This window comes from Bacteroides hominis, from assembly GCF_033042785.2.
GTDB classification, from domain to species: Bacteria; Bacteroidota; Bacteroidia; order Bacteroidales; family Bacteroidaceae; genus Bacteroides; species Bacteroides hominis.
In genome coordinates this window covers 2,553,287-2,576,773 of the sequence record NZ_CP178829.1, presented here as the reverse complement: position 1 = coordinate 2,576,773, position 23,487 = coordinate 2,553,287, and the positions used below count along the sequence as shown (strand labels likewise).

Here is a 23,487-nt window from a genome sequence, read left to right as displayed (position 1 = left end):
CCTATATCATACGTTGTTATGTATAATACATTTCAGAAAGCAAAGTTACTAAATAAAAACACAAACTTTTTTTCTTCGAAGAATCATTTTGTCAGTACCGAAAATTTAGCTACGTTTGTTCGCTAATAACAATGAAAAAAAGAATGGCACAGACTCTGACTAACCTAAACATAAATGATAATAATGCCGTTATATCAGCCTTGAGAGAAGGGTGCGAAGAAGTATTTGACAATGTTTACCGCCATTACTTTCGCGGACTATGCGTCTTTTGTTCTCAGTACGTCACACTGAGTGAATCGGAAGAAATCGTGCAGGACACCATGATGTGGTTATGGGAAAACAGAAAAACCCTCATTCCGGAACTAACCTTAAAAACTCTTCTTTTTACTATTGTCAAGAACAAGGCACTTAATAAAATCTCCCATTTCGAAATAAAGCGTAAGGTACATCTGGAAATTGCCGAAAAATATGAAAGCGAATTTTCTTCACCTGACTTTTATCTGGAAAACGAACTTTTCAGGTTGTATGAAGAAGCTTTAAGAAAGCTACCGGCAGAATTTCGTCAGGCATATGAAATGAACCGAAATCAACAACTGACTCATAAAGAAATTGCGGAGAAACTAAACGTCTCTCCGCAAACTGTCAATTATCGCATAGGGCAAGCCCTGAAAATATTGCGTTCGGAATTGAAGGATTACCTCCCTCTTATCATGCTGTTTCTATTTCTGCAAGGGCATAAATGAGATGGCTTGCCCACCACCGGCGGCCATGCGGATATTTATTGTGTCTCTTGCCGTCACCTCCCGTTCCGTAATCTGATATTCGGTCGGATTGGTTTTCCAGTCAGCCTGCTCGCCATCAGCATAGATTATTGCTTTATAAGTCTTCCCCTTTTCCAGAAAATCAAGGCTGACCGGTAAAGTCCGTGGTTCCTCATTCGTAGAAGCTCCCAAGAAATAATTCTGTTTAGCCTTGCGCACTATCACTACAAATTCTCCCGGCTCACCGGCCAATGCTTTTGATTCATCACAGTCCGGATCGAAATCACGAAAGAACTGGAAAGCAGGATGTCCTTCATAATGCTCGATCATATCAGAAGCCATCTGTAACGGGGAATATAAGATAACCCAATTTGCCAACTGTTTGGCCAGTGTCGTATTGACACGGCTATTGCCTTTATCCTGGTCATTCCACTTCTGACGTTTAGGAGAATCTTTCGTCTGTGTAAACAATATGTCGAAAGTACCCGGAGTATAATCCATCGGGCCACCCAGTAAACGGGTAAACGGTAGCATCTCGTGATGGGAAGGAGGATTTCCCTCACTCCAGGCATTCCACTCCATCCCACGAGCACCTTCACGAGTCATCATATTGGGCCAGGTACGGCGTATTCCCGTATCTTTGATAGGCTCGTGCGCATCCAAAGTCATATGGTAACGAGCAGCCGTTTCAACTACCTTTTGGTAATGGTTGACTCCGTATTGTCCGTGATGCGAATGTCCGTCGGGAAAAGCACCCGCATAACCGGTTTTCAGTATATGAATACCTTTTTCGGTATACCACTTGATCGCTTTTTCCATCTGGCGTTCGTAGTTGGGAATATTTCCTCCGGTTTCATGATGTCCGATGATCTGAACATTTTTCTCACGTGCATAACGGGCTATTTCATCAATATCAAAATCAGCGTACGGTTTGGTAAAATCAAAATTCTGCATACCACCCCAGCTCTCCCAGCCTTCGTTCCACCCCTCGAATAATACTCCTTCGATATTATTGTCATGAGCAAAATCGATATACTTTTTCGCATTAGCGGTTGTGGCTCCGTGACGGTCATCCATCTTCCAGGTTTCTACCCCCAGATGCATTCCCCACCAAACGCCAACATATTTAATCGGTTTAATCCAGTCGGTAGTTTCCAGTTTACAAGGTTCATTCAAATTCAGAATCAAGGATGAATTAATCAGGCCGACAGCTGCCGGAGCAATCTGAATGGTACGCCATGATGTCATGAAATTATTCCCTTTACGAGCCTTGATACCATCAGGCCAGGAAGCAAGTTCCGACTTTAGAGCATGGCCTCCATCCTGCTTTAGTGTCATCTCCGGAAAATCATAAAGAGCAGCTTCATGAATGCTGCCATATATCCCACCGGGAGTTTTGAAAGTGAAAGGAGTATTGGCATTCTTCACTTCACTGATCTTCTGTTCCGAATACAACAATTCATAGGTTTCGAAGCTGGCCGGAATTGACCAGGAAATTCCATCTTCGTGAAAGCGGAAAGCAGTCAATTCGTCGGTGACGAGCAAAGAGTCAACGCCGGGCACCTCATATTCATAACGAAAAGCTATACCGTCATCAAATGCACGAAAACGAAGAGTTAACTCTATATTGGCATCGTTCTTCAAGAAAACCGCCATTTCATTATAATGATTCCTGTTCGTTTTATTCTCTCCCCACGGTTGGGTCCAGGTTTCATCTTTATCTGTAAACGTAGTTTTCACGACACGAAATCCTTGATTAAGGTCGATCCCGTCTTTCGCCTCGAAACCAAGCGATGAGTTGTCCAACAAAAGAGTATCATTGACCGCCACCCGATAAACCATCTTTCCGTCAGGTTCTGTTGCAAAAGCCACCTTGATGTGTCCGTCCGGAGAGGATAACTCAGTCTTCGGAGTACAACTATAAAAACTCATCAGTATAAAAGCGACAAATAACAAATGCAAGTTTTGTTTCATGGTCATGTAATCTGTTTATGTGGTTTAGAATTCCAGGTCGGCCAAATGTGCGTTGTGATCAGACAAATAGGTAGAGTCTGTAATCGCGGAAGAAATAATTTCCGCATCCGCCACCTTTATTTGCGGAGTTACGAAAATAAAATCAATCTTCTCCCGCTCAGCCACCGGTACCCTTCCAAAATCATGGAAAGTATAGCTTTCTCCTGTCTGTTTCGCAGCTATCTTCCACGCATCTTTCAATACGAACTCATTGGATGTAATTGTTTTATAAGCTTCCCATTCCTCAGAAACATTAAAGTCTCCGGTCATCATAGAGGGGTGTGTACCGGCTATCTCTTTTATCTTATCAATAATAAGCAATGCACTGTTCCTCCGGGCTTCTGTCCCTACGTGATCAAAATGAGTATTTACCATCAGGAATTCTTTTCCGGTGGATTTCTCCTTCAGTTTAGCCCAGGTGGCAACACGGGTACAGGCAGCATCCCAACCAAGTTTACCGACACTATCCGGATGTTCGGACAACCAGAATGTATTGCTGTCCAGTAAGTCATATTTATCTTTCCGATAGAAAACCGGAGCATATTCACCTTGAGTTTTTCCATCCTCACGTCCCACGCCTACATAGGCATAATCGGGCAGTCCGGCCAACAAGTCTTCTAACTGATGATGTAACACCTCCTGCATGCCCAGTACATCCGGTTGTTTTTCACGGATAAACTCACAAACCCGGTCTTTACGGTATTTCCAAGAATTCAGGCTATCGCCCGGATTATCGTAACGGATGTTGAAGGTAGCCAAACGGACATGTGAAATCGGACTGGAACTGCAACCCGCCAGAAGCAGGGTAATAAAAGCTCCGATAAAAAAGTAAATCTTATTCATTAGTTTATATGTGTTGGTTATTAAATTTAAAGCCATTCCGTATATGATACAACTGAAAAAGAAAAAACACTTAACGCCCCACCTGATAAGTAGCAGCTAATTGCCGGCAACCGGCACGATTTATTTTCCCTGTTTCCGTCAAGGGTATAGTGCCCACTGAAAAAACCATTTTAGGCAACTGGTACTTGGTAAGAAGCTCTTTCATCTTCTCCTCCAACCGTTCCGTATACCCTCCATTTTCTATCAAAAGAACAACGGCCTCCCCTAATGCGGCATCGGAAACGGAAGTGATGGCAAAGGGAACATGTATCCAAGGACGCAGTATATCTTCCACCTGCTCCGCCTGCACTTTGATACCTCCGGTGTTGATGGTATTGTCTTTTCTGCCCAGGATAGAAAAGCTACCGTCCGAATTTATTTCCGCCACATCATTTGTCACCAAAATCGTATCGCAAACCAGCGGAGCATCAATAATCAATGTATGCTCGGGTGACAAAGAAAGTCGTACCGAAGGAAAAGGATAATAAAGAGTACTCGCATCCGGTCCGTTCAGCCGTCTTAAAGCAATATGCGACAGGGTTTCCGTCATGCCGTACGTAGAATACACCTTACCCGGTAATTGACGTATCTCAGCTTCCAGACCGGCATCTATCGCACCACCGCCAATTATAAGAATATCAGTCCGGCAGAGCCTTTCTCTTTCTGCGGCTATCTGCAAAGTATTGTAAACCTGCAGCGGAACCATTGCCGAGAAACGTAACGGCTGATCCAAATCCGCCATCGGATGACCGGAAGGAGTGCGGACAACCAGATTCAGCCCGGCAACCAAAGCCCGCACCACAACCATCTTTCCGGCAATGTATTGCAAAGGCATACACAATAGCGCACTATCCCCCCGCCGAAGCCCCAGATACTCACAAGTCAACCGGGCACTCTGCATCATCCGGTCTTTAAGGACCTTCATTTGTTTGGGTGTTCCGGTAGAACCGGACGTCTTTACAGTAAGATAAGGAGAATCGTTGAACCAATCGTCCAGAAAACGGTAGAGTTCACACAGAAATACCGGCGTTGCGTCTGTACAACTGGCAACAAGTCTTTTTACATCTTCCTGGGAAAGCAAATTGCCTTCCAGCATCAGCTGTTGTTCTTCCCGATTAAATATCATAAGTATTTCTTTTATTTACAAAACCATAAACAATCTTTTCGAATCTCAAGGGGCATTTCGATATTGTCTGTAAACAACAGTCCGGTTCCCAATCCCTGAGGCAGCGGACTACGGAAAGTAGCACACCATTGTGCAATAGCATTCAGTCCGATATTCGATTCCAGTGCAGAAGTAATCCACCAACCGATATGCTGCTTTTCCGCTTCTGCAATCCATTCATTACCACCACTGATTCCACCATGTAAAGATGGTTTCAATATAATGTATTGAGGACGGACAGACGTCAACAGATCTTGTTTTCCTTCGGGAGTATTACAGCCAATCAGTTCTTCGTCCAATGCAATGGGAAGCGGAGTGTCTGCCGTCAGGCGGGCCATTTCCTCCCACTGCCCGGCACGGATGGGCTGTTCGATGGAGTGTAGTTCCAATTCAGCCAACCTATTCAGTTTTTCCATAGCGTCAACGGGTGAAAAAGCACCATTGGCATCCACTCTCAACTCTATTTCCCTCGCCGAATAATGAGCACGGATATGCTTCAGCAGTGCCAATTCTTCTTCGAAGTTTATCGCACCTATTTTCAGTTTGATGCAACGGTATCCTGACTGCATCTTTACTTCGATCTGTTGCAACATCCTATCAAAATCGCCCATCCAGATAAGTCCGTTGATGGGTATACCGGTTTCTCCCCGGGAAAAAGGAGTATCCCATAATGCCCAACTCTGAGTTTCATAATGACGAAGAGCTGTTTCAAGTCCAAACAGAATCGAAGGATAATCACGCAAAGCTTCCGTATCCAATTTGCCTGTCTGCTCCAAACACCGGCAAGCATTGCAGAGTATTTGTTCATAATCCGGCAGGTCGTCACAACTCAGTTTAGGCAACGGAGCACACTCTCCCACTCCGACACGTTCCGGATACTCTGTCGTAGAAAGATAGATATACCAAACCTTCCGGGTAGTATAGGTACCGCGGGAAGTTCCTGCTGGCTGCTTGAAATGGAGGATATGGGGAATAATATTTATTGTATACATAGGAATACTATAAAGCAAAGGCCTCCCATCAAGAAGGCCTTTTTTACTTATGGGAACTTAGGATATTGCTTAAAATCTGGTTTGCGCTTTTCAAGGAATGCATTCTTGCCCTCCTGTGCTTCATCGGTAAGATAATAAAGCAGAGTCGCGTCACCGGCTAACTCTTGAATACCTGCCTGCCCGTCAAGTTCGGCATTCAAGCCGGCTTTAATCATGCGGAGCGCCAATGGACTGAGCTGCATCATCTCTTCGGCCCATTGGACATACTCGTCTTCCAGTTTTTCCAAAGGCACTACCTTGTTGACAAGTCCCATATCCAAAGCTTCCTGAGCATTATACTTGCGGCAAAGGAACCAAATTTCACGAGCTTTTTTTTGTCCCACCACACGGGCAAGATAAGAAGAGCCGAATCCTGCATCGAAGCTACCTACACGCGGTCCGGTCTGGCCGAAGATTGCATTCTCGGAGGCAATGGAAAGATCACATACTACGTGCAGTACATGTCCGCCACCGATAGCAAATCCGTTGACAGCGGCAATAACCGGTTTAGGTATCGAACGGATTTGTTTCTGTACGTCCAACACACTCAGACGGGGCACCCCGTCTTTACCGATGTATCCGCCTCGTCCTTTTACATTCTGGTCACCTCCCGAGCAGAAAGCTTTGTCACCGGCACCGGTCAGTACCACGACATTAATGTCAGGCTCTTCACGACAAATACGCAAAGCATCACTCATCTCACCGGTTGTGGTCGGTGTGAAAGCGTTGCGATAACGCTCGCGGTTAATTGTAATACGAGCAATGCCATTATAGTAATCAAATAGAATATCTTCATATTCTTTAATAGGAGTCCACTCTCTTTTCGTTTCCATCTTTATTCATTTTAATGGTTATTTCTTTAATAATTCCTGTACTTTCTTCTGGAGTCCGGGTGTCTTTACATTGGGGTTGTTCAACATTGCGATAGCGAAATTATCTGCCATCACCTCTTCCGGATCGATAACGTATCCGGTATTCCGCCCAACCTTATCAAAAAAGTCGGCAGCTTTCTGCAACGGATAAATAACTGTCTTGCCATTTTCCCGAACTGGTTTGAATGCTTTATCCAAAGGAATCAAACCGACATTGATATACTGATAGAACTTACCAACGGTATAGGGCCTGTTGGCATATATAACCATGGTACAATTCTGAGGTTTACCATCGATTGTAAAAGTGGCATAGCTGTCCCAACGGCTGACATCGGGATTGGAAATCCGGTATTCCCGAATATCTTCGGGCAATTCAATCTCTTTTGGCAGAATATTAAATTCAATAGCCTCGTACATTTTCTTTTTGAATCCGGGATTGAAACGTGTCAGGATATGAAAAATTTCATGCACCAACAGACGAGTATGCGACTGCTCGTTTCCCCGCTGAAAAGTAACGTCAGTCAGTGCTATCCAGTTACTGCGAGTATACCCTCCGGCTCCTCCTTCATCTTTCATTGTTGTTTTTACCAATACTATTTCTTTCGGGAAAGGAATCCGGTAACCATACTTACGAATCGTGTCATTCAGGCTTTTTCTGATCCGTTCAATCTGTTGCGCCTCCCGGGGAGTCCATTCACGAACTTCACCAATAGCCAGACTGACGAGATCTTCTCTTTTTCCTTCGGGATTCTCAAGACGGGCTGCAATATCAAACGGAGTCCAGTTACGCGTATAATGATCCTCAACCACTATCAGGCGTTTAGCTTCTTCGGCAGAGGCCAACCTAAAATCGATTGTATCTACATGAGCCGTCACCTCCTGTAATACGGTATTCCCGGGAGACATGGCCCCAACCTTCTCCACAAGTGGGCTTATAACAAACAGCAATAAGCCACCAATCAACATCACCCCTTGCTTAATCATAATCTTATTTTTTTAGTTGATGATAATAGTCTTTCAAAATACGTGCATCTTTATTCTTGTTTGTGAAAACTTCCATTAACACAGGCTGAGTCAATAACTCGGCTTGGGTGAAAACCTTCATTGCTTCGTCCAGCTGATTTTCATCCTGCACTTCCTGGTAAAGGAAGCCACGTTCTTCAGCCCACCCTTTAGCAGACGTCTTGTGTACGGCAGTCACAAAACGATGCGAAGTGCCGGACATTTCCAAGCCGGGCAGAGTATGAAAGATTTCTCCTCCCCCATTATTTAAGAGAAGTATGCGGAGATTACTTCCGAAATGATTATTCCACAACGCATTCATGTCATAGAAAAAACTCAGGTCCCCAATGACCACAAAATTCAACTTTCCGGAGGCAGCGGCATAACCGACTGCTGTCGATAAAGAACCTTCGATACCACTTGTTCCACGGTTACAGCAAACCTCTATTGTATCGGGTAAAGGGTATAGTTGAGCATAGCGTACAACCGAACTATTGGCCAGGTGTAAAGCACATGAAGCAGGCAAAGCCTTTATCAACGCTCCTATGGCAGACATCTCCGAATAGGGCAACTCTGGTTGGGGAAGTTCTTTGCAAAAATTTTCCCATTGCCGAGGATACTCTGGTGTACGGTTGTCCAGCAAGAAAGCTATTTTCTCAAGGAACTCAAACGGGTCCATTTCAATGACCGTCGTGAGTGAACCTTGGAACAGATCAATCACTTCACCATCCGTCGACACATGCCAATGCTCCTTGGGCGGATGTTGACGAAGGAATTTTTTCATCCGCTTGGAGACGATATGTCCTCCATAAGTGATTACCAGTTCGGGCATCATCTTTTCCTGCATTTCCGGAGACATGGCATATAAAGCAGCATCAAAATTCCGGATCGGAATACCGGGAACAGTCTGGTTACCCAAATGTTCGGTAAACCAAGCAAACTGCTTATACAGCATCTTTGAATATTTCTTCTCAAACAGGTAAATCAGATTCATCTGTCCGACAATTATCATGCGCCGGTTGTATTTATTAAGCCGATCAATCAGACCGTCGTAATCGCGATCATAAACATTCAGTCCCTGATAACGTGTTATAACACGCTCTTCGGGAAGAACATCTGCCGTAAACTGGAACAAAGGCTCCGAAACCGGTACATTAATATGCACAGGTCCTTTGCCATGGTGATTCAGTTCAAGTAATGCTTCGTTCAGCAAACGGTTACAATACCATTTGTCTTCGTCGGTATGTATCTCAGGCAAGTTCGCAGACATCTTCACCAACGACTGAAAGACACCCGGTTGCGGTAAAGTCTGCCCATCCATCTGGTTAATCCAAGCTGCGGGACGATCGGCAGAAATAACTACTAAAGGTACTTTCTGATAATAGGCTTCCGCCACGGCAGGATGCAAATTCAGCAGAGCCGTACCGGATGTGCAACAGACTGCCGCAGGTTTTCCGCCATGTAAGGCAAGCCCGATAGCAAAAAAACCGGCACTCCGCTCGTCTGTTACCGAATAACAGGTGAAATCAGGATGTCCGGCAAGTGTGTGTACAATCGGAGCATTCCGGCTTCCGGGGCATAAGACCACTTTCGTCACTCCGTGTGCCCGAAGCAACGCTACCAACTGCAATATGTTTTCCTTATCTGAATACATCGCTCTATTAAGTTATTTATAAAGAGTTCAAGTTCTTCATCGTCTGCATCTTCTTTTCAGTCTCTTGAAATTCATCATCCAATTCGGAAGATGCCAGTAACCCACCTCCGGCATAAAGTGTCAGAGTATCCTCTTTCACATTCATACAGCGTAGGTTGACATACAGGTCCGTCTTCCCCTCCGGTTTGAGCCACCCGATAAATCCGGAATAATAACTGCGGTCATAACCTTCATTATCGAGAATAAACCGATAGGCTTCCTCCTTGGGTAATCCGCACACAGCCGGAGTAGGATGCAATAGCTTCAACAAATCCCCCAATTTACGACTATCGTTCAGTGAGAAACGGAAATCGGTTTTCAGATGCGATAAAGCTCCGGCAAAAGCCGGATAAGGTCCCTTCTCCACCGGAGAAATACCTAACGATCGGAGTTGATTACGGATATATGCGGCTACATATTCCTGTTCCTCCCGGTTCTTCTCATCCCAATGCTGAGGAAGTTCACCATTTTGTAAAGACTGGGTTCCGGCCAATGCCACAGTATTCCACTCTCCCTTCTCACCCGATAAAATGATTTCCGGTGTACTGCCCATCCACACTCCCGTTTGCGGAGTATAGCAAAGATAGACATAGGAGTAAATATAACGCCTGCAAGCTTTATAGAAAGCGCTTGCAGGAGAGAACCCCGGTTCTTTCTTCACCGTCACTTTGCGGGACAGCACCAGCTTATCAAAAGTATGTGCCCGTAAAGCCCGGATAAAAATATCAAAACAGGCTGCATAAGCTTCTTTTGCTCTCACAGGCCGTTCGTTTTGTGCAGACCGGTTGCACACCTCTGTGCAGACAGGCTGCACACTCCTGCGCGGGCTGCCTGCACAGGAAGGAATTTCTTGACAGTCCGGTTGAATCAATATGATAGGACATTGCGGAGTAACCCGGAAAGGAGCGATAACAAAACCTGTCTGTCCGTTTAGTTCTTCCATTTCCCGAACCAAACGTACTTCTCCGTAAGTCTGCATCAGAAAGTGAGGTTCTTCTTCCCCCGGATTGCGATACATCGCAAAACTTCTTCCCTGCCGGATCAACTCATCTATAATCTCACAATTATTTGTTTCTTCTGACGTCATCTCTTCTTTAATATACTATTCACCACCCGAATAGAAGACACCAACTTGTCGGTCGACGTAAATACGTCCACATTCCAGACATGAGATGAACGACCTTTGTGGATGATGGTGCCGACAGCCCGCACCGTGTCTCCTTCGTGGGCAGATGACATGTGATTACCGCTGACTTGCATACCAACGACAATCTCGTCAGGCTGGCAAAGAATCATCGACCCCAATCCGGCTACAGTTTCGGCCAATGCCAGAGTAGCCCCTCCATGCAGAATGCCAAAAGGCTGTCGGGTTCGTTCGTCCACCGGCATGGTAGCCTCAACCCGGTCCTCGGACGCATAAGTATATTGAATACCCAGATTCCCCATCAATGCGTGACGAGCACGCTCGTTTAACTGATCAAGTGGAATCTCGGCAGGACGGATCTCTGCAAGAATCGCCTTTTCTACGGCAAGGGCAACTCCGTCTTCTTCGTTCGATGCAGTCACCACATCGGCACAAACTTTCACAGAGTCCTGGGCATTCCCCATGGCAATACCCAATCCGGCAAACTGTATCATCGAAACATCGCAGACACCGTCGCCTATCACAATCGTTTCTTCGGGTGTAATATCAAGGTGGGACAACAGTGCTCCCAAAGAGGTAGACTTATCGATACCGCAAGGCAACACTTCAAGAAAATAAGGTTCCGAACGGAATACATCGAGTGCACCGTTCAAACGTTTCTTCCAATGTTCTTCCAAAGCTACCAATGCTTCTTCATCATCACTGACCAACATACATTTGGAAGGAGCAAAATCTACAGCTGCCGAAAATTCGGGTTCCTCAATCAGCTCCATCCCATTGAGACGTGCTTCCCAAAGAATATGTTCATTATTAGCATAATCGGCAATCATCCGATCTTCGGTGTATGTAAAGATAGAAAATCCGTTTTTACGTGCCTTTTTCTCCAAATAGGGCAACATTTCCGGATTAATACGCCGCTCAAGCAATACTTCTCCATTTTTTGCATTAATAACCTGCGCACCGTTATAAGACACGATATATCCGCCATAGTTACCCAATTCCAGTTTTTTAGCCAATGGCAAAATCCCATAGGTAGGCCTGCCCGATGCTAAAACAAGATGTACACCCATCTGCTGCACTTTCAATAAGGTAGCGAGGGTACGTGGAGTAATCTCCTTTTCATCATTAAGCAATGTCCCGTCTACATCAAGGACTAACAATTTATACTTCATGACTTCGAGTTTTTGTTTAGATTACAAAGGTAAAATTTTTAAGGCAACATCGCCCCTTATTTAGGGAAAATTATACCATAAGAATGCGTTAACAAGGTGTTTTTATATTGTCAGAAAGAGAACAAACGGTGGACAAATTGCACTGTTCTGCAACCCGCCCACCGTCTTAATCCAATTTATTTCGTAAAGCGAATCAGAACTCGCTCGTAAAGTGGAACCTAATATTTTTGAAATCCATCTGTGCCATCTGAAGCACATAATTCGAATCGGCCAGAAAGACATCACGCCCTTCGCGGTCTTTGGCCATATACTGATATTTACGCTTTTTGAATGCTTCCAGTTCTTCCAGATCATCACTCTCAATCCAGCATGCTTTGTACAGACTTAATGGCTCCCAGCGACAAGAAGCATTGTATTCGTTCAACAAACGATACTGAATGACCTCAAACTGCAATTGCCCCACTGTACCGATAATCTTGCGGCCATTGAACTGGTTGACAAACAACTGGGCCACACCTTCGTCCATCAACTGGTCGATGCCCTTGGCAAGCTGTTTCTGCTTCATCGGATCGGCATTCTCAATATACTTGAACATCTCCGGTGAAAAACTCGGTAAACCACGGAAATGAAGCTGTTCGCCTTCGGTAAGCGTATCGCCAATTTTAAACGTTCCGTTATCCGGTAAACCGATAATATCTCCCGCCCAAGCCTCATCGATAGTTGTCTTACGCTGTGCCATAAATTGGGTGGGCGAAGAGAAACGCATCGTCTTGCCATGGCGCACATGCAAATAAGGCGCATTTCTTACAAATTTGCCAGAACAAATCTTGCAGAATGCCACACATGAACGATGGTTAGGGTCGATGTTAGCTGTTATCTTGAAAATAAAACCGGTAAATTTAGGTTCTTCGGGAATCACCTCACGTTCTTCAGCATGTACCGGACGGGGAGCGGGAGCAATCTCAACAAAGCAATTGAGCAATTCCTGCACACCAAAGTTATTCAAAGCCGAACCGAAAAATACAGGAGCACACTCTCCCTGCAAATAAGTTTCTACATCAAATTCAGGATACACACCTTCAATCAGCTCCAGATCACCACGTAATTTATCAGCCAGCGTATCACCAATCTGCTTGTTCAATTCCTCGGAATGAATATCCACTTCCACTTTTTCCGTTACCACCTGTTTAGAGGGTTGATAAAGATCGAGTTTCTGTTCGTAAATATTATAAACTCCTTTGAAACGGGCACCCTGTTCGATAGGCCACGACAATGGGCGCACCTGAATCATCAGTTCTTCTTCCAGTTCATCCAGCAGGTCAAACGGATCTTTCCCTTCACGGTCCATCTTGTTGACAAAGATAATCACCGGTGTATTCCGCATCCGGCAAACCTCCATCAACTTACGAGTCTGGGTTTCCACACCCTTCGCGCCATCTACCACAATGATAACGCTATCCACTGCCGTCAGGGTACGGTATGTGTCCTCGGCAAAATCCTGGTGTCCCGGAGTGTCCAGAATATTAATCTTATAGTCCCGGTAATCGAATTCCATCACCGAAGTAGTGACTGAGATACCACGTTGTTTTTCGATCTCCATCCAGTCGGAAGTCGCCGTCTTTTTAATCTTGTTACTTTTTACTGCTCCTGCCACCTGTATCTGTCCGCCAAACAACAACAATTTCTCAGTCAGTGAAGTCTTACCGGCATCCGGGTGTGCAATAATGGCGAAAGTGCGCCTTCTTAATATTTCTGTATTATCTGCCATATTTCAAGAATTGAGGATGAAGAATCACAGATTCTCCACTCTTAATTGATTAATGCAACGTTTCAGGCTTTCTTCCCAATGCGGGATTTCAATGCCGAATGTCTCTTTTATTTTCGTCTTATCAAGTACGGAATAATGCGGACGAGGTGCCTTTGCCGGATAATCAGCAGTATGCAATGGTTTCACCTTACATGAAGTGATTCCCGCTAAACGATGAATGGCTATTGTAAAGTCGTACCAAGAACAAACTCCCTCATCGCTAAAGTGATAGATACCACGGACAATACCTTTATTAAGGGCTGCAAAAATAGCCAGAGCCAAGTCATTGGCATAAGTCGGCGTACCGATCTGATCAAATATAACCCCCAAAGACTCACGCTCACGTCCTAAACGAATCATCGTTTTCACAAAATTGTTGCCATAGATAGAATACAACCATGCCGTACGGATTACCATAGCTTTTTCACAATGGTTCATCACGTTCTGCTCACCGGTCAATTTGGTAGAGCCATAAACTGAGGTCGGACAAGTGGGTTGATCTTCTGTGTAAGGGATATGGGCTGTGCCATCAAACACGTAGTCGGTAGAAACCTGAATCATCGCAGCTCCGTTGGCTTGCGCCGCCCGAGCTAAATATCCTGGTGCGACATTATTCAGTTTGTCGCAAAATTCAGCATCATCTTCCGCCTTATCCACCGCTGTATAAGCCGCACAATTCACAATGACATCAATTTTGTGTTCACTCACATAGGCATAAACAGCTTGTTCATCACAAATATCCAACTCCTGCACATCCGTAAAAAAGTACGTATGCTGCAGGTTTTCTTTGGCAAGCACCTGCATTTCATTGCCAAGTTGCCCGTTGGCTCCGGTGACTAATATATTCATTTCTATCTTATTTTGAATTCACCACAGATTACACAGATTAACACAGATATTTTAATTTAACTCGCAGTAAAATAAATTATTAATCTGTGAGAACCCGTGTAATCTGTGGTGAATCGTATTCATTTCTATTCCAATTTTAACTCTCCTTTTTTGTCCTTGTCGTAATAGTTAGCCAGCATAGACAGGAAACTGCTGATAGCCTCCATCGCCTTTGTAGTCTCCGGGCTGATAGGCTTCTTCTGCAAACGCAATAACATCATCCCATACAAAGCCTCGAAACAGGTTTCAAGTTCCGGTTCTTCCTTTTGACCGTTTTTATTTCGTAACTCTACAATGAAAGGCAGTGCTTTGAAGTAAGACGAACTATAGAAAGGAAACTTAGACGACGCCAGCAAAGCTGCATGCAGTTCGGTCAAGTTAATGATTACATTTCGGTTTATCTGGAGATGTCCTTTCTCACGGACTCCCTCTTCCCACATCATTGAAGCCAGATTAGAATACCATTCCGTCAACTCACGGCGTTCTTCATCGCCAATCTTGTAACGGGATATAATGTTCTCCTTAATCCGGTCGATATCACAATCATTGGCACGGATCAGATCTTCTACCTGCCACATATATATAAGGTACTCGGCAATATTCTTTTCTTTCAGTTGTTGCGCTATTTTCATCTTCTTTCTTTTCTCCTACATTAATAGATAGATTCCCCCAACAGAGTGAATATCAATCCAAACACAGACACAGCCATCACAATACTTCCGATCACCCGGTTCAGAATCCAGATGCCACGCAAATTGAATCGTGTCCGCACTTTATTGACAAAGAAAGTAATTCCGAACCACCATGCCAATGCTCCGAGAGCTATGGCCAGATAACCGGTTATCTCTTCAAAAACCAACACACCGGGTTGCACAAATGCAAAACGGGCAAACAAACCGATGAAAAGGAAAATTATAAGAGGATTTGAAAGTGTAACCGCAAAAGCGGTGATGAAATTGTGGAAATAAGAACCTTTATTGGCTGATACCGGACGGATGGATTGTACCGGGTTGCTACGGAATGTATATATACCAAAAACCAATAGCATAATGCTTCCGAGAAGCTGTAGATAAAAAATATTCTTATTGATATAATCGAACACGAAACTCATGCCATATCCCGTTAGAAGGGCGTAAGCAATATCACTCAACGAAGCACCCAGACCGGTAACGAATCCGTACCAGCGTCCTTTATTCAAAGTACGCTGAATACAAAGGACGCCTACAGGCCCCAGCGGTGCAGAAACCACAATGCCAATCACGAATCCTTTAACAAGTATATCAAGTATAGTCTCTATCTGAATCATTTCGCAAATATCGCATTTTTTTATGATATGCCAGTATCCTGTTAACGTTTTCTATCACAATTTTGCCCTATTAACCGGTATACATCTTCATTCTCACCTACCACCCATACCACATCTCCTTCTTCAAAAGGAATATTTACGTCAGGAGTCATCAAAGCCTCCCCTCCCCGCTCCACACCGGCTATCAGGCAATGGTACTTATCCCGGATACCTGATTCACGCAACGTTTTGCCCAAAAAAGCAGAATCAGTATCAATCAACAATTGTTTCAATGTCATTTCACTTTTCTCAAACACATCCCAATCGATAACAGAAACATGAGACATTTCCTCTGCAAATGTATTTAACTGATCATCAGTACCAATAACCTGTATCTTATCCATCGGGAATAAACGGACAGAACCTCCCGGAATGTTAATCCGACGCTTTCCCCGTAGAATAGAAACAACATGCACTCCATACTTTTTGCCCAAATTCAGCTCAAGCAATGTTTTTCCGGCCCAAGCCGATTCTCCGGGAATTTCAAAATCGGTCAGGTGTAAATCTCTCGACAACAAACGCCCGGCATAAGCCGGCTTTTTCTCCCCCAGGTATTCGGCACGCATATCACGGGAACGGAGATTTTGAAAAAATTTACGTTCTATCAAAATAGATTGTTTCTTCAGCTGCCGTGAAAGAACCATCAGGATTACCAGCAACAAGGCAACTCCGAACATCAATCCGACAGACGCTTTAAAGAGACGGGTAATCACGAACATGACAAACAGAACGGAAACAGCTACACGAAACACAATCGTAGAAACCAAAGGTCCCCGGTTGACACGGTTGTCATTCCACAAAGTCATGAATTCTACCGAATGGTTTTTCTTCACCATAATGGCCCGCAGGAAAGGAGATATACACAAAATAGTAAAAACAGCTCCCGCCAGTGGTCCCCAGATACCCGGAAGATGTTCACGAAACAAGGGCACCACAAAACGAAATGAAAGGGTAATCACAGAAATACTGACAATGGAGTAAACCACCAGAATCCGTGCCAAGGCAAACAGTAATTTCCGCCAAAGGCTTTCATGATTGACGGTCCGGGAACCGTTAGTATACCGCATCAGGAAACGTCGCCACGACTCGGGCAACTTACGGTCTACAAAATTTGAAGCCGGCTCGGCAACACGGATCATATAAGGAGTCAGAAATGTGGTGATAACAGAAACAGCAACTACGATCGGATATAAAAAATCACTTGTCACATGCAAGGACAAACCGAGAGAAGCGATAATAAAAGCAAACTCCCCTATCTGTGTCAAGCTAAAACCACACTGCATGGCTGTCTTTAAAGGTTGTCCCGCCAGCATAACGCCCATTGTGCCGAAAAAAGCCTGACCCAAGATTACTGCCAATGTAATAGCTATAATTGGAACTGCATATTCAACAATCATTGCAGGATCTACCATCATTCCCACTGATACGAAGAAGATAGCTCCAAACAAATCCTTCACAGGTTTCACCAATCGGTCAATAGATTCGGCCTCAATTGTTTCGGCAAGAATAGACCCCATAATAAAGGCACCGAATGCAGCAGAAAAGCCCGTATTGGCAGCGATAGCCACCATACCGAAACAGAGAGCCAGAGAAACAATCAGCAATGTTTCTTCACTCATCAATTTCCGACAACGTTTCAGAAATTCGGGTATGGCATAAATACCTACCACAAACCAAAGAATAAGGAAAAAAAGTAGTTTACCGATACTGCTCAACATCTCTGTTCCCTCAAAATTATTGCTGACAGCCATCGTTGAAAGCATCACCATCAACACAATGGCAAGTATATCTTCAAGAATCAGAATACTGAGCACCAAACCGGTAAATTGTTTCTTCCGCAACCCCAAATCATCAAACGCTTTGTAGATGATGGTAGTAGAAGACATAGCAATCATCCCGCCCAGAAACAGACTGTCCATACGCTGCCAACCAAAGCCCATCCCGACAGCAACCCCCAACAGAATCATACAGAAGATAATGGTACAGGCAGCAATGACAGCCGTACCTCCAACCTTCACTATCTTTTTAAAACTGAATTCCAGTCCAAGGGCAAAAAGCAAAAAGATGACTCCAATATCCGCCCAGGTTTTAATATTGGCTGTATCCATCACCGAAGGCGTATAAGGCATGTGTGGACTGGCAAGAAAACCGGCAACGACATAACCCAGCACAAGTGGTTGCTTCAGTTTCTTGAATAACAAAGTCATAACACCGGCACAAATCAAAATCAGAGCGAGGTCGGCTATTAACGTTGGAAGTTGTGACATTCGAATCGGATTTAAATCGAATGCAAAATTAATGTTTTCTACTAATTAAAAACAGAAAAACAATAAAATCACGTATTATAACCTGCTCATCTCACCTTCTATCTGCCGGGCTTTCGAACTTGCGAGCGAATGTCCCAATTGTGCAGCATGCTCAAAGCACTCTTTTGCTTTGTTAAGAATATAATATCTGGTGTTTTTAATGTTTCGCTTATCCTTCCTGCCTTTCACTTTTGGCAATTCTTCTACAACTGAATGCAGTTCAACACCTAATTTGTACCACATTTCCTGTTGCTTAGCCATCAGTTCCTGACTTTGGGCATCAATCGTTACCTGCTGATTAGCTATTGTGTTTTTCTGATTAGCAATGGTCTGTTGTTGATTCGCAATCTCTTGTTTGAGATTATTTATTTCAATTTCTTTTTGTTCTATAATACTCTTCAGGTTATCCATCGTTGCCAACAGATTCTTACTGCTGTCACTACGCTTCCCCTCGACAACGGTCAATCGTTTCTTCAAAATCTGGAGTTTCCGGTTAATCTCTTCAGCCTGGCTTAGTTCTCCGACCCCATGTTCTACATTCACACGTAAAGATTGCGTATTCCCGGCTATTTGGTTCAACTCTGTCACTACATTATTGATGATCTTACTTTTCTCTAAGTTATCTTCTATAACAGCAGCTTGCTGTTCATTTAACTCTTTATACTCAGCAATTTGAGCATCATACTTACTTTTAGCAACCATTTCTGTTGACGAGTTACTACAAGATACAAAAGTAAAAAACAGAAATGGAATCGAATAAATCATTTTGAAATTGTCCATGTCGTATGTTCATTTATAGTAAATACAACTTTAATTTTATCCAAATCTTTGTCATAATGAATGATCCCATTACCCAATTCCTCAGAAACAAATATCATTTCATCAGCGTCAAAACCAAGTTTGTACACTTTAGGTGAAGACTTGCCGGTTATCAATAATTGAAACGCACCATTTTTTATTTTTTTTATAATTCCACTGGATACCTGAACTTGTCCGGCAATAGATTTACTAACGGTATAATTCCCCTCAAGCCTATCCGATGTGACCAGTTCGGTTCTTGCCTCATTTAAATCAATCTCTTTTTTATCCGGCATAGGATTAAAAAACAATCCCATCAAAACAGTAATAAAAGCTATAATAAAAATGATAAGCAAATTAGTTATTAACGATGTCCTCCTATCTCTTTTTATTTGTTCAGGAAGTGTATTATTACTTACAACATGATAGATCTTCGCACATTGTCCGGCCAAAGGATAAATGGTTAAAGCAATGCCCATAATTATCAATGGACGCGGAATCAAAAATAAAGCTGCCATCGCCAACGAAACAATAGTCATGGTTTCCCGTTGGGAAACACGAGAAGTGAATAATTCGGAATATGGTTCAGAACTTTCTTCAACTTTGCTGAGATCCGCTTCATGCCCTATAACCAAAGTAGTCTTTTGAGCATCACTCAAATTATGATAAATAGCCTGTTGCTTCTCTGGTTCCAAGAGGCTATATAAAAATATATCTGATACTATATTACGTTTCAAAGCATACATCAACACAAAAAAGAACGCAGCCACAAAAGATGTTTTCAACACATAATCGGCAGCCGCTATCTGAAAATTTTCTATAAAAGGAACTCCGATGGCCTGTAATGCGATCGCATCTTCCATACGTCCGCTGGATAAAATAATAGCCGAAGCCGCTGCTGAAATAGAAAACAACAATCCTAATCCCCAATTGATAATCTTTTGAGACCAAATAAGGCCTATAACATGTTTCTGCAATAAACGCTTCACTACTAAAAACAATGCCCAACGACACAAAAGCATTATCAGACATACAAACATGAAGGTCAGCAGCCAAGATTTAAAAACATAGTACCCCAATGACGTTGTCTTCAGAATAGGAGTTAAAACACATTTTCCATAAAAGTTCTCCGAGGGAGTTCCTATGTATTCCAGGCAAGTAGAAATAGCCGATACGGCAGAATTTATTCGATATTTTTTATACGAAGGTAAAGCATTCAACTCTTGAATGCGAACTGATGTATTTTGTAAAAACAACGGAAGAGTTTCTTCTATACCTTTTTCCCGTATTTGTTTCTGCAAGTTTAAGTAATCGACTCCGGAAGTTGCGCCAGTCATATTACAATAAACCCGATACCGACTCCCCAAACGAATTTGAATCAGCTCCGGATTCCTGGACACAAGTACCAGCATTCCCCTACGTTTAAAATCTTTTGATTCAGATATTGAATCCACAAGAGCATCAAAACATTCGTCAGCATAAGCACCCATTTTAATGGGCTCTATGCTATCTGCCGCAAAAAGAACCGGAACAATTCCAGCAGGATAATCAAAATTCAAGAATTCCTCTTTTACTTTATTACTCAATAAATTACCGGTATCAAATACTTTAGGAGAATATAAACATTGCTCAGTATCATCTGAGCAAGCCGAGAGCAAAAAGAATGCAGAAAGAAATGATAATAACAGATATATTTTTTTCATATATAGAACTTTTATATTAACGTCAATTCCGGTTATTATTCAGTGAACAAAACATCCAATGCAGCTTATCCTGTATAAATCTCGTTTTTCAACTGATATTTGAGCAATAATAATGTCAAGCTTGACTTACTGTAATATCCTCGCATCTCCCCCAATATTCTTGTACCTATAATAAAGTAATTTGTTATGTAAGTGTAATACCCCTATAAAATTTTATTATCAAATATATCTTTTCTTTCTCTTATTGAATTCTTATTTAACGGATCCAATAGCGTTAGCCGTACAGTTAACATTATTTCAATAAGAGCGATTCTTCATTTAGTATCTTTTAGTGTAACAGCAAATATAGCGCATAGATTTATCATTTCAAATACTTAACAGAAAAAAATATTTCAAAATTTATCAATTACGTATTATTCATTTCACTATTTGCCACCATAAAACAATATTAAATACAGTTTTGTCACCAAAAACAGTGACACACCTATCACTATTTAATTACATCATTATTTCATAGAGAGTAAAAACTTCACATCTTAATCGATATAATCATTCTTTTCATTGTGATATAAAAGTGAATCAAAAATACAAATATATATTAATTCAAAGAAATCAATAAACGCAGAATATGGAATATAATGCAAATACGAGAGTTTATATGGATGTAAATAGTGATTATTTAGAGATAAAAATATTTCGTAAACAGAGAAGAAAAGAGCGGATGCATATTATAAAGAAAGCAGATCATTTAAAATCTGTCCGATACATATCCGCAATCAATGGTGTCCGGTATCTTACTTGCCCTAAAACAACTTCACACAATAATAACATGAAGTCATTTTAAGACGAGTCGGAATCAGGTTTCTTCCGCAAAAATACCGATATGTCCCGGCAACGCGATGCGTATGCACTGATTATCTTTTTTGTAAGGACACACTCATAAGTTGGAACGGACCATGTATATCTTATGCGAGCCCTGTCCCCGATAATCAATACCTGTTTCAGGTTGTTCGGTCCAGCGTTTCAACTCCCGTGCAGCCTTGTCACGCAACAACCCCGTCAAGCGACAATAATCCGCCACTTTCATAAAATGATTCACAGCCAGATAGTCCTGTGCCATCTTGAGCCGTTCCTGCTCTGAGTAGAATTGCGAAGAGTGCCTGAACTTCCATTCCGAACGCTCCAGCATACAGTGGTCTCCTGTTTCAATGATCAGTTGTTTGTCAGCACGAAAATTGATATTCTTTACACAGATGCTCATGGCATTACGTTTTTTACCACCTTTCTCACCACTCTCACGCTCGGCTCCGTCACGTAACCCCAGTGAAGGAGTAAAGATACCCAGTCCGTCGATTTTCACTGAATGTCCCTGCCCCATTTCATAGGCAATGGCCTGCGCCAAAGCCTTCGTCAGTCCGATGATATTCCCCGGGGTAAAAGAACTTGCATAATTAATGTGTGAAGCAATGTAATTTAAGTCTACTTGCCCGGACAGTTTCATGCGCGGGAAAAGAATTTTCTTGTCTTCCTCATTGGGAAGAGTCAGTTCTTGCATTTGATATTCAGCCATAGCTTGCAATGTTTTTAAAAGGTGAATAGAGAAAACCGATAAAGAGTGGGCTTGTCGGAAGTAAAGGTAAAAACTTGCCAAGTATGCCGGACAAAGTCGCTCCGGCTACTTCAGTAAATGGCCTCCCTTAGGCGATAAGTTCATCTTGCGTCGCAAGATGTGCATCTTAGCAGCTAAGATTTGCATCTTGGCCGCTAAGATATACATCTTGCCTGCTAAGATACACTCAATTTGCCTTATAAACAAACTTTAAGTACTACTTTCCTACATTTATCAGCTGCACTTTTGCATTTTCTTTTTTTATCCTTTATTCCTTTTTTTGTAACTGCTTGGTGTCTCGCCTATCTGCTTATAGAATACTTTAGAGAAATGGTATTGATCATAAAAGCCAAGTTGTTCTGCTATTTCTTTTATTTTCAAGTCTGAAAAGTCAAGTAACTGACAGGCCTTTTGTATTTTCAATTGATTGAAGTAATTTAAAGGAGTGTATCCGGACTTCTTTAAAAACACTTGTCCGAAATGCGAAGATGAGTAGTTGACACTGCCGGCTATATCATCCAGCGAGAGTTTCTTTTCGATATTCTTTCTCATATAACTGATCGCTTCCTGAGTGACATCTCCTTGTTTGGCCCGATTAATTTCTCTAAACTGTGAAACAAACTTGAAGGAAGCTATAAAATGCCATAGACACAGTGTAGTGTATTCCAGGTTTTCAATACTATATCCCATTTCCAGATTCTGGTAAATTTCTTCGAACAACTGCATCCGATCTTTAATACGTGCGTTGGGAGATTCATCTATTTTATGCAGTTTGTTGTAGAATGAATTAAACAAATGACTTTTTTCTCCGGTGAAATGCAACCAATATATACTCCATGGACTGTTTTCTGAAGCGGCGTAAATGTGTGGCAAGCCCGCTTCGATAATGAAGAATTGGTCTTTGCATACTTTCTGTCTTTGACCGTGAATGCTATACCAGCCCTCTCCCTCAGTGCAATATATAAGAATGTGCTGTTGCGAACCATATCTTCTGGCTCGATAGTGTCCGGTGGCATGTGGATAATACCCGATATCCGTTACATACAACAAATTAGTCAGCTCGTTGCCGACCAATATTTTTTTTATAGCTTCAGGAAGAACAATCGCTCTTTGATTGGTAAATCCTTCTTTTTTGCGTTCCATAGTTACACTCTTTTTGCAAATATACATCTTTATTATAAAACGAGATATTTTTCGACTCTTTTTATTGAATTAATCTGAAAACACTGGTTATTAGGGTATTTCTAAAGATAATCAATGATATAATCACTTAAAATTAGAGATTTTATACATCAT

At 42.6% G+C, this 23,487-nt stretch carries 19 protein-coding genes; 1 reads left to right on the top strand and 18 read right to left on the bottom strand.

Annotated elements, in window-relative coordinates:
• The first annotated feature begins 143 nt into the window (after positions 1-143).
• A complete protein-coding gene (locus R3O62_RS10740) occupies positions 144-743 on the top strand; it encodes an RNA polymerase sigma-70 factor (protein WP_005776032.1) in 600 nt (199 codons plus the stop codon).
• Here the strand turns inward: R3O62_RS10740 and R3O62_RS10735 are convergent.
• The 18 genes from R3O62_RS10735 to R3O62_RS10650 all read right to left on the bottom strand — a co-directional run bounded on the left by R3O62_RS10735 (position 720) and on the right by R3O62_RS10650 (position 23,334).
• Positions 720-2,735, bottom strand: coding sequence for a glycoside hydrolase family 97 protein (locus R3O62_RS10735; protein ID WP_317473020.1), 2,016 nt, complete (start codon positions 2,733-2,735; stop codon positions 720-722). The two genes, R3O62_RS10740 and R3O62_RS10735, sit on opposite strands and share 24 nt — an antisense overlap.
• Positions 2,736-2,759: 24 nt before the next feature.
• On the bottom strand, positions 2,760-3,617 hold the full coding sequence (locus R3O62_RS10730; RefSeq protein WP_032530816.1) for an endonuclease/exonuclease/phosphatase family protein: 858 nt from the start codon (positions 3,615-3,617) through the stop codon (positions 2,760-2,762).
• Between the two features lie 70 nt (positions 3,618-3,687).
• Positions 3,688-4,782 (bottom strand): AMP-binding protein, encoded by a 1,095-nt coding sequence (locus tag R3O62_RS10725; RefSeq protein ID WP_195341698.1) that lies wholly within the window; start codon positions 4,780-4,782, stop codon positions 3,688-3,690.
• An 11-nt stretch (positions 4,783-4,793) separates the two neighbouring features.
• Positions 4,794-5,813 carry an o-succinylbenzoate synthase gene (locus tag R3O62_RS10720; RefSeq protein ID WP_269110115.1) on the bottom strand — a complete coding sequence of 340 codons (1,020 nt, stop codon included), beginning with the start codon at positions 5,811-5,813 and terminating at the stop codon, positions 4,794-4,796.
• 47 nt (positions 5,814-5,860) lie between these two features.
• Positions 5,861-6,685 (bottom strand): 1,4-dihydroxy-2-naphthoyl-CoA synthase, encoded by an 825-nt coding sequence (gene menB, locus R3O62_RS10715; RefSeq protein WP_005776026.1) that lies wholly within the window; start codon positions 6,683-6,685, stop codon positions 5,861-5,863.
• An 18-nt stretch (positions 6,686-6,703) separates the two neighbouring features.
• Positions 6,704-7,708 carry a hypothetical protein gene (locus R3O62_RS10710; protein ID WP_186993648.1) on the bottom strand — a complete coding sequence of 335 codons (1,005 nt, stop codon included), beginning with the start codon at positions 7,706-7,708 and terminating at the stop codon, positions 6,704-6,706.
• A 4-nt stretch (positions 7,709-7,712) separates the two neighbouring features.
• Positions 7,713-9,380: a 2-succinyl-5-enolpyruvyl-6-hydroxy-3-cyclohexene-1-carboxylic-acid synthase gene (menD, locus tag R3O62_RS10705; protein WP_005776024.1), complete on the bottom strand. Its 1,668-nt coding sequence runs from the start codon at positions 9,378-9,380 to the stop codon at positions 7,713-7,715.
• A gap of 16 nt (positions 9,381-9,396) precedes the next feature.
• Positions 9,397-10,506 carry an isochorismate synthase gene (locus R3O62_RS10700; RefSeq protein ID WP_022011861.1) on the bottom strand — a complete coding sequence of 370 codons (1,110 nt, stop codon included), beginning with the start codon at positions 10,504-10,506 and terminating at the stop codon, positions 9,397-9,399.
• On the bottom strand, positions 10,503-11,735 hold the full coding sequence (locus tag R3O62_RS10695; protein ID WP_005776021.1) for a Cof-type HAD-IIB family hydrolase: 1,233 nt from the start codon (positions 11,733-11,735) through the stop codon (positions 10,503-10,505). The genes R3O62_RS10700 and R3O62_RS10695 overlap by 4 nt, the downstream gene beginning before the upstream one ends.
• Before the next feature lie 193 nt (positions 11,736-11,928).
• Entirely contained in the window at positions 11,929-13,503 is a 1,575-nt protein-coding gene (locus R3O62_RS10690) for a peptide chain release factor 3 (protein WP_005809698.1), read from the bottom strand.
• 24 nt (positions 13,504-13,527) lie between these two features.
• Complete coding sequence (gene rfbD / locus R3O62_RS10685; protein ID WP_022011862.1) at positions 13,528-14,391, bottom strand: dTDP-4-dehydrorhamnose reductase; 864 nt, start codon at positions 14,389-14,391, stop codon at positions 13,528-13,530.
• A 125-nt stretch (positions 14,392-14,516) separates the two neighbouring features.
• Positions 14,517-15,062, bottom strand: a complete 546-nt coding sequence (locus R3O62_RS10680) for a DUF4924 family protein (RefSeq protein ID WP_269110114.1) — start codon at positions 15,060-15,062, stop codon at positions 14,517-14,519.
• Positions 15,063-15,082: 20 nt separating this feature from the next.
• Positions 15,083-15,736 (bottom strand): LysE family translocator, encoded by a 654-nt coding sequence (locus tag R3O62_RS10675; protein WP_005776017.1) that lies wholly within the window; start codon positions 15,734-15,736, stop codon positions 15,083-15,085.
• A gap of 41 nt (positions 15,737-15,777) precedes the next feature.
• Positions 15,778-18,042, bottom strand: a complete 2,265-nt coding sequence (locus R3O62_RS10670) for a cation:proton antiporter (protein ID WP_101602891.1) — start codon at positions 18,040-18,042, stop codon at positions 15,778-15,780.
• 75 nt (positions 18,043-18,117) lie between these two features.
• Positions 18,118-18,861 carry a hypothetical protein gene (locus R3O62_RS10665; protein ID WP_317473019.1) on the bottom strand — a complete coding sequence of 248 codons (744 nt, stop codon included), beginning with the start codon at positions 18,859-18,861 and terminating at the stop codon, positions 18,118-18,120.
• Positions 18,843-20,582, bottom strand: coding sequence for a hypothetical protein (locus tag R3O62_RS10660; protein ID WP_005809703.1), 1,740 nt, complete (start codon positions 20,580-20,582; stop codon positions 18,843-18,845). The genes R3O62_RS10665 and R3O62_RS10660 overlap by 19 nt, the downstream gene beginning before the upstream one ends.
• A gap of 937 nt (positions 20,583-21,519) precedes the next feature.
• Positions 21,520-22,152, bottom strand: coding sequence for an HU family DNA-binding protein (locus R3O62_RS10655; protein ID WP_317473018.1), 633 nt, complete (start codon positions 22,150-22,152; stop codon positions 21,520-21,522).
• A 300-nt stretch (positions 22,153-22,452) separates the two neighbouring features.
• Positions 22,453-23,334 (bottom strand): AraC family transcriptional regulator, encoded by an 882-nt coding sequence (locus R3O62_RS10650; protein WP_005775995.1) that lies wholly within the window; start codon positions 23,332-23,334, stop codon positions 22,453-22,455.
• Positions 23,335-23,487 lie beyond the last annotated feature (153 nt).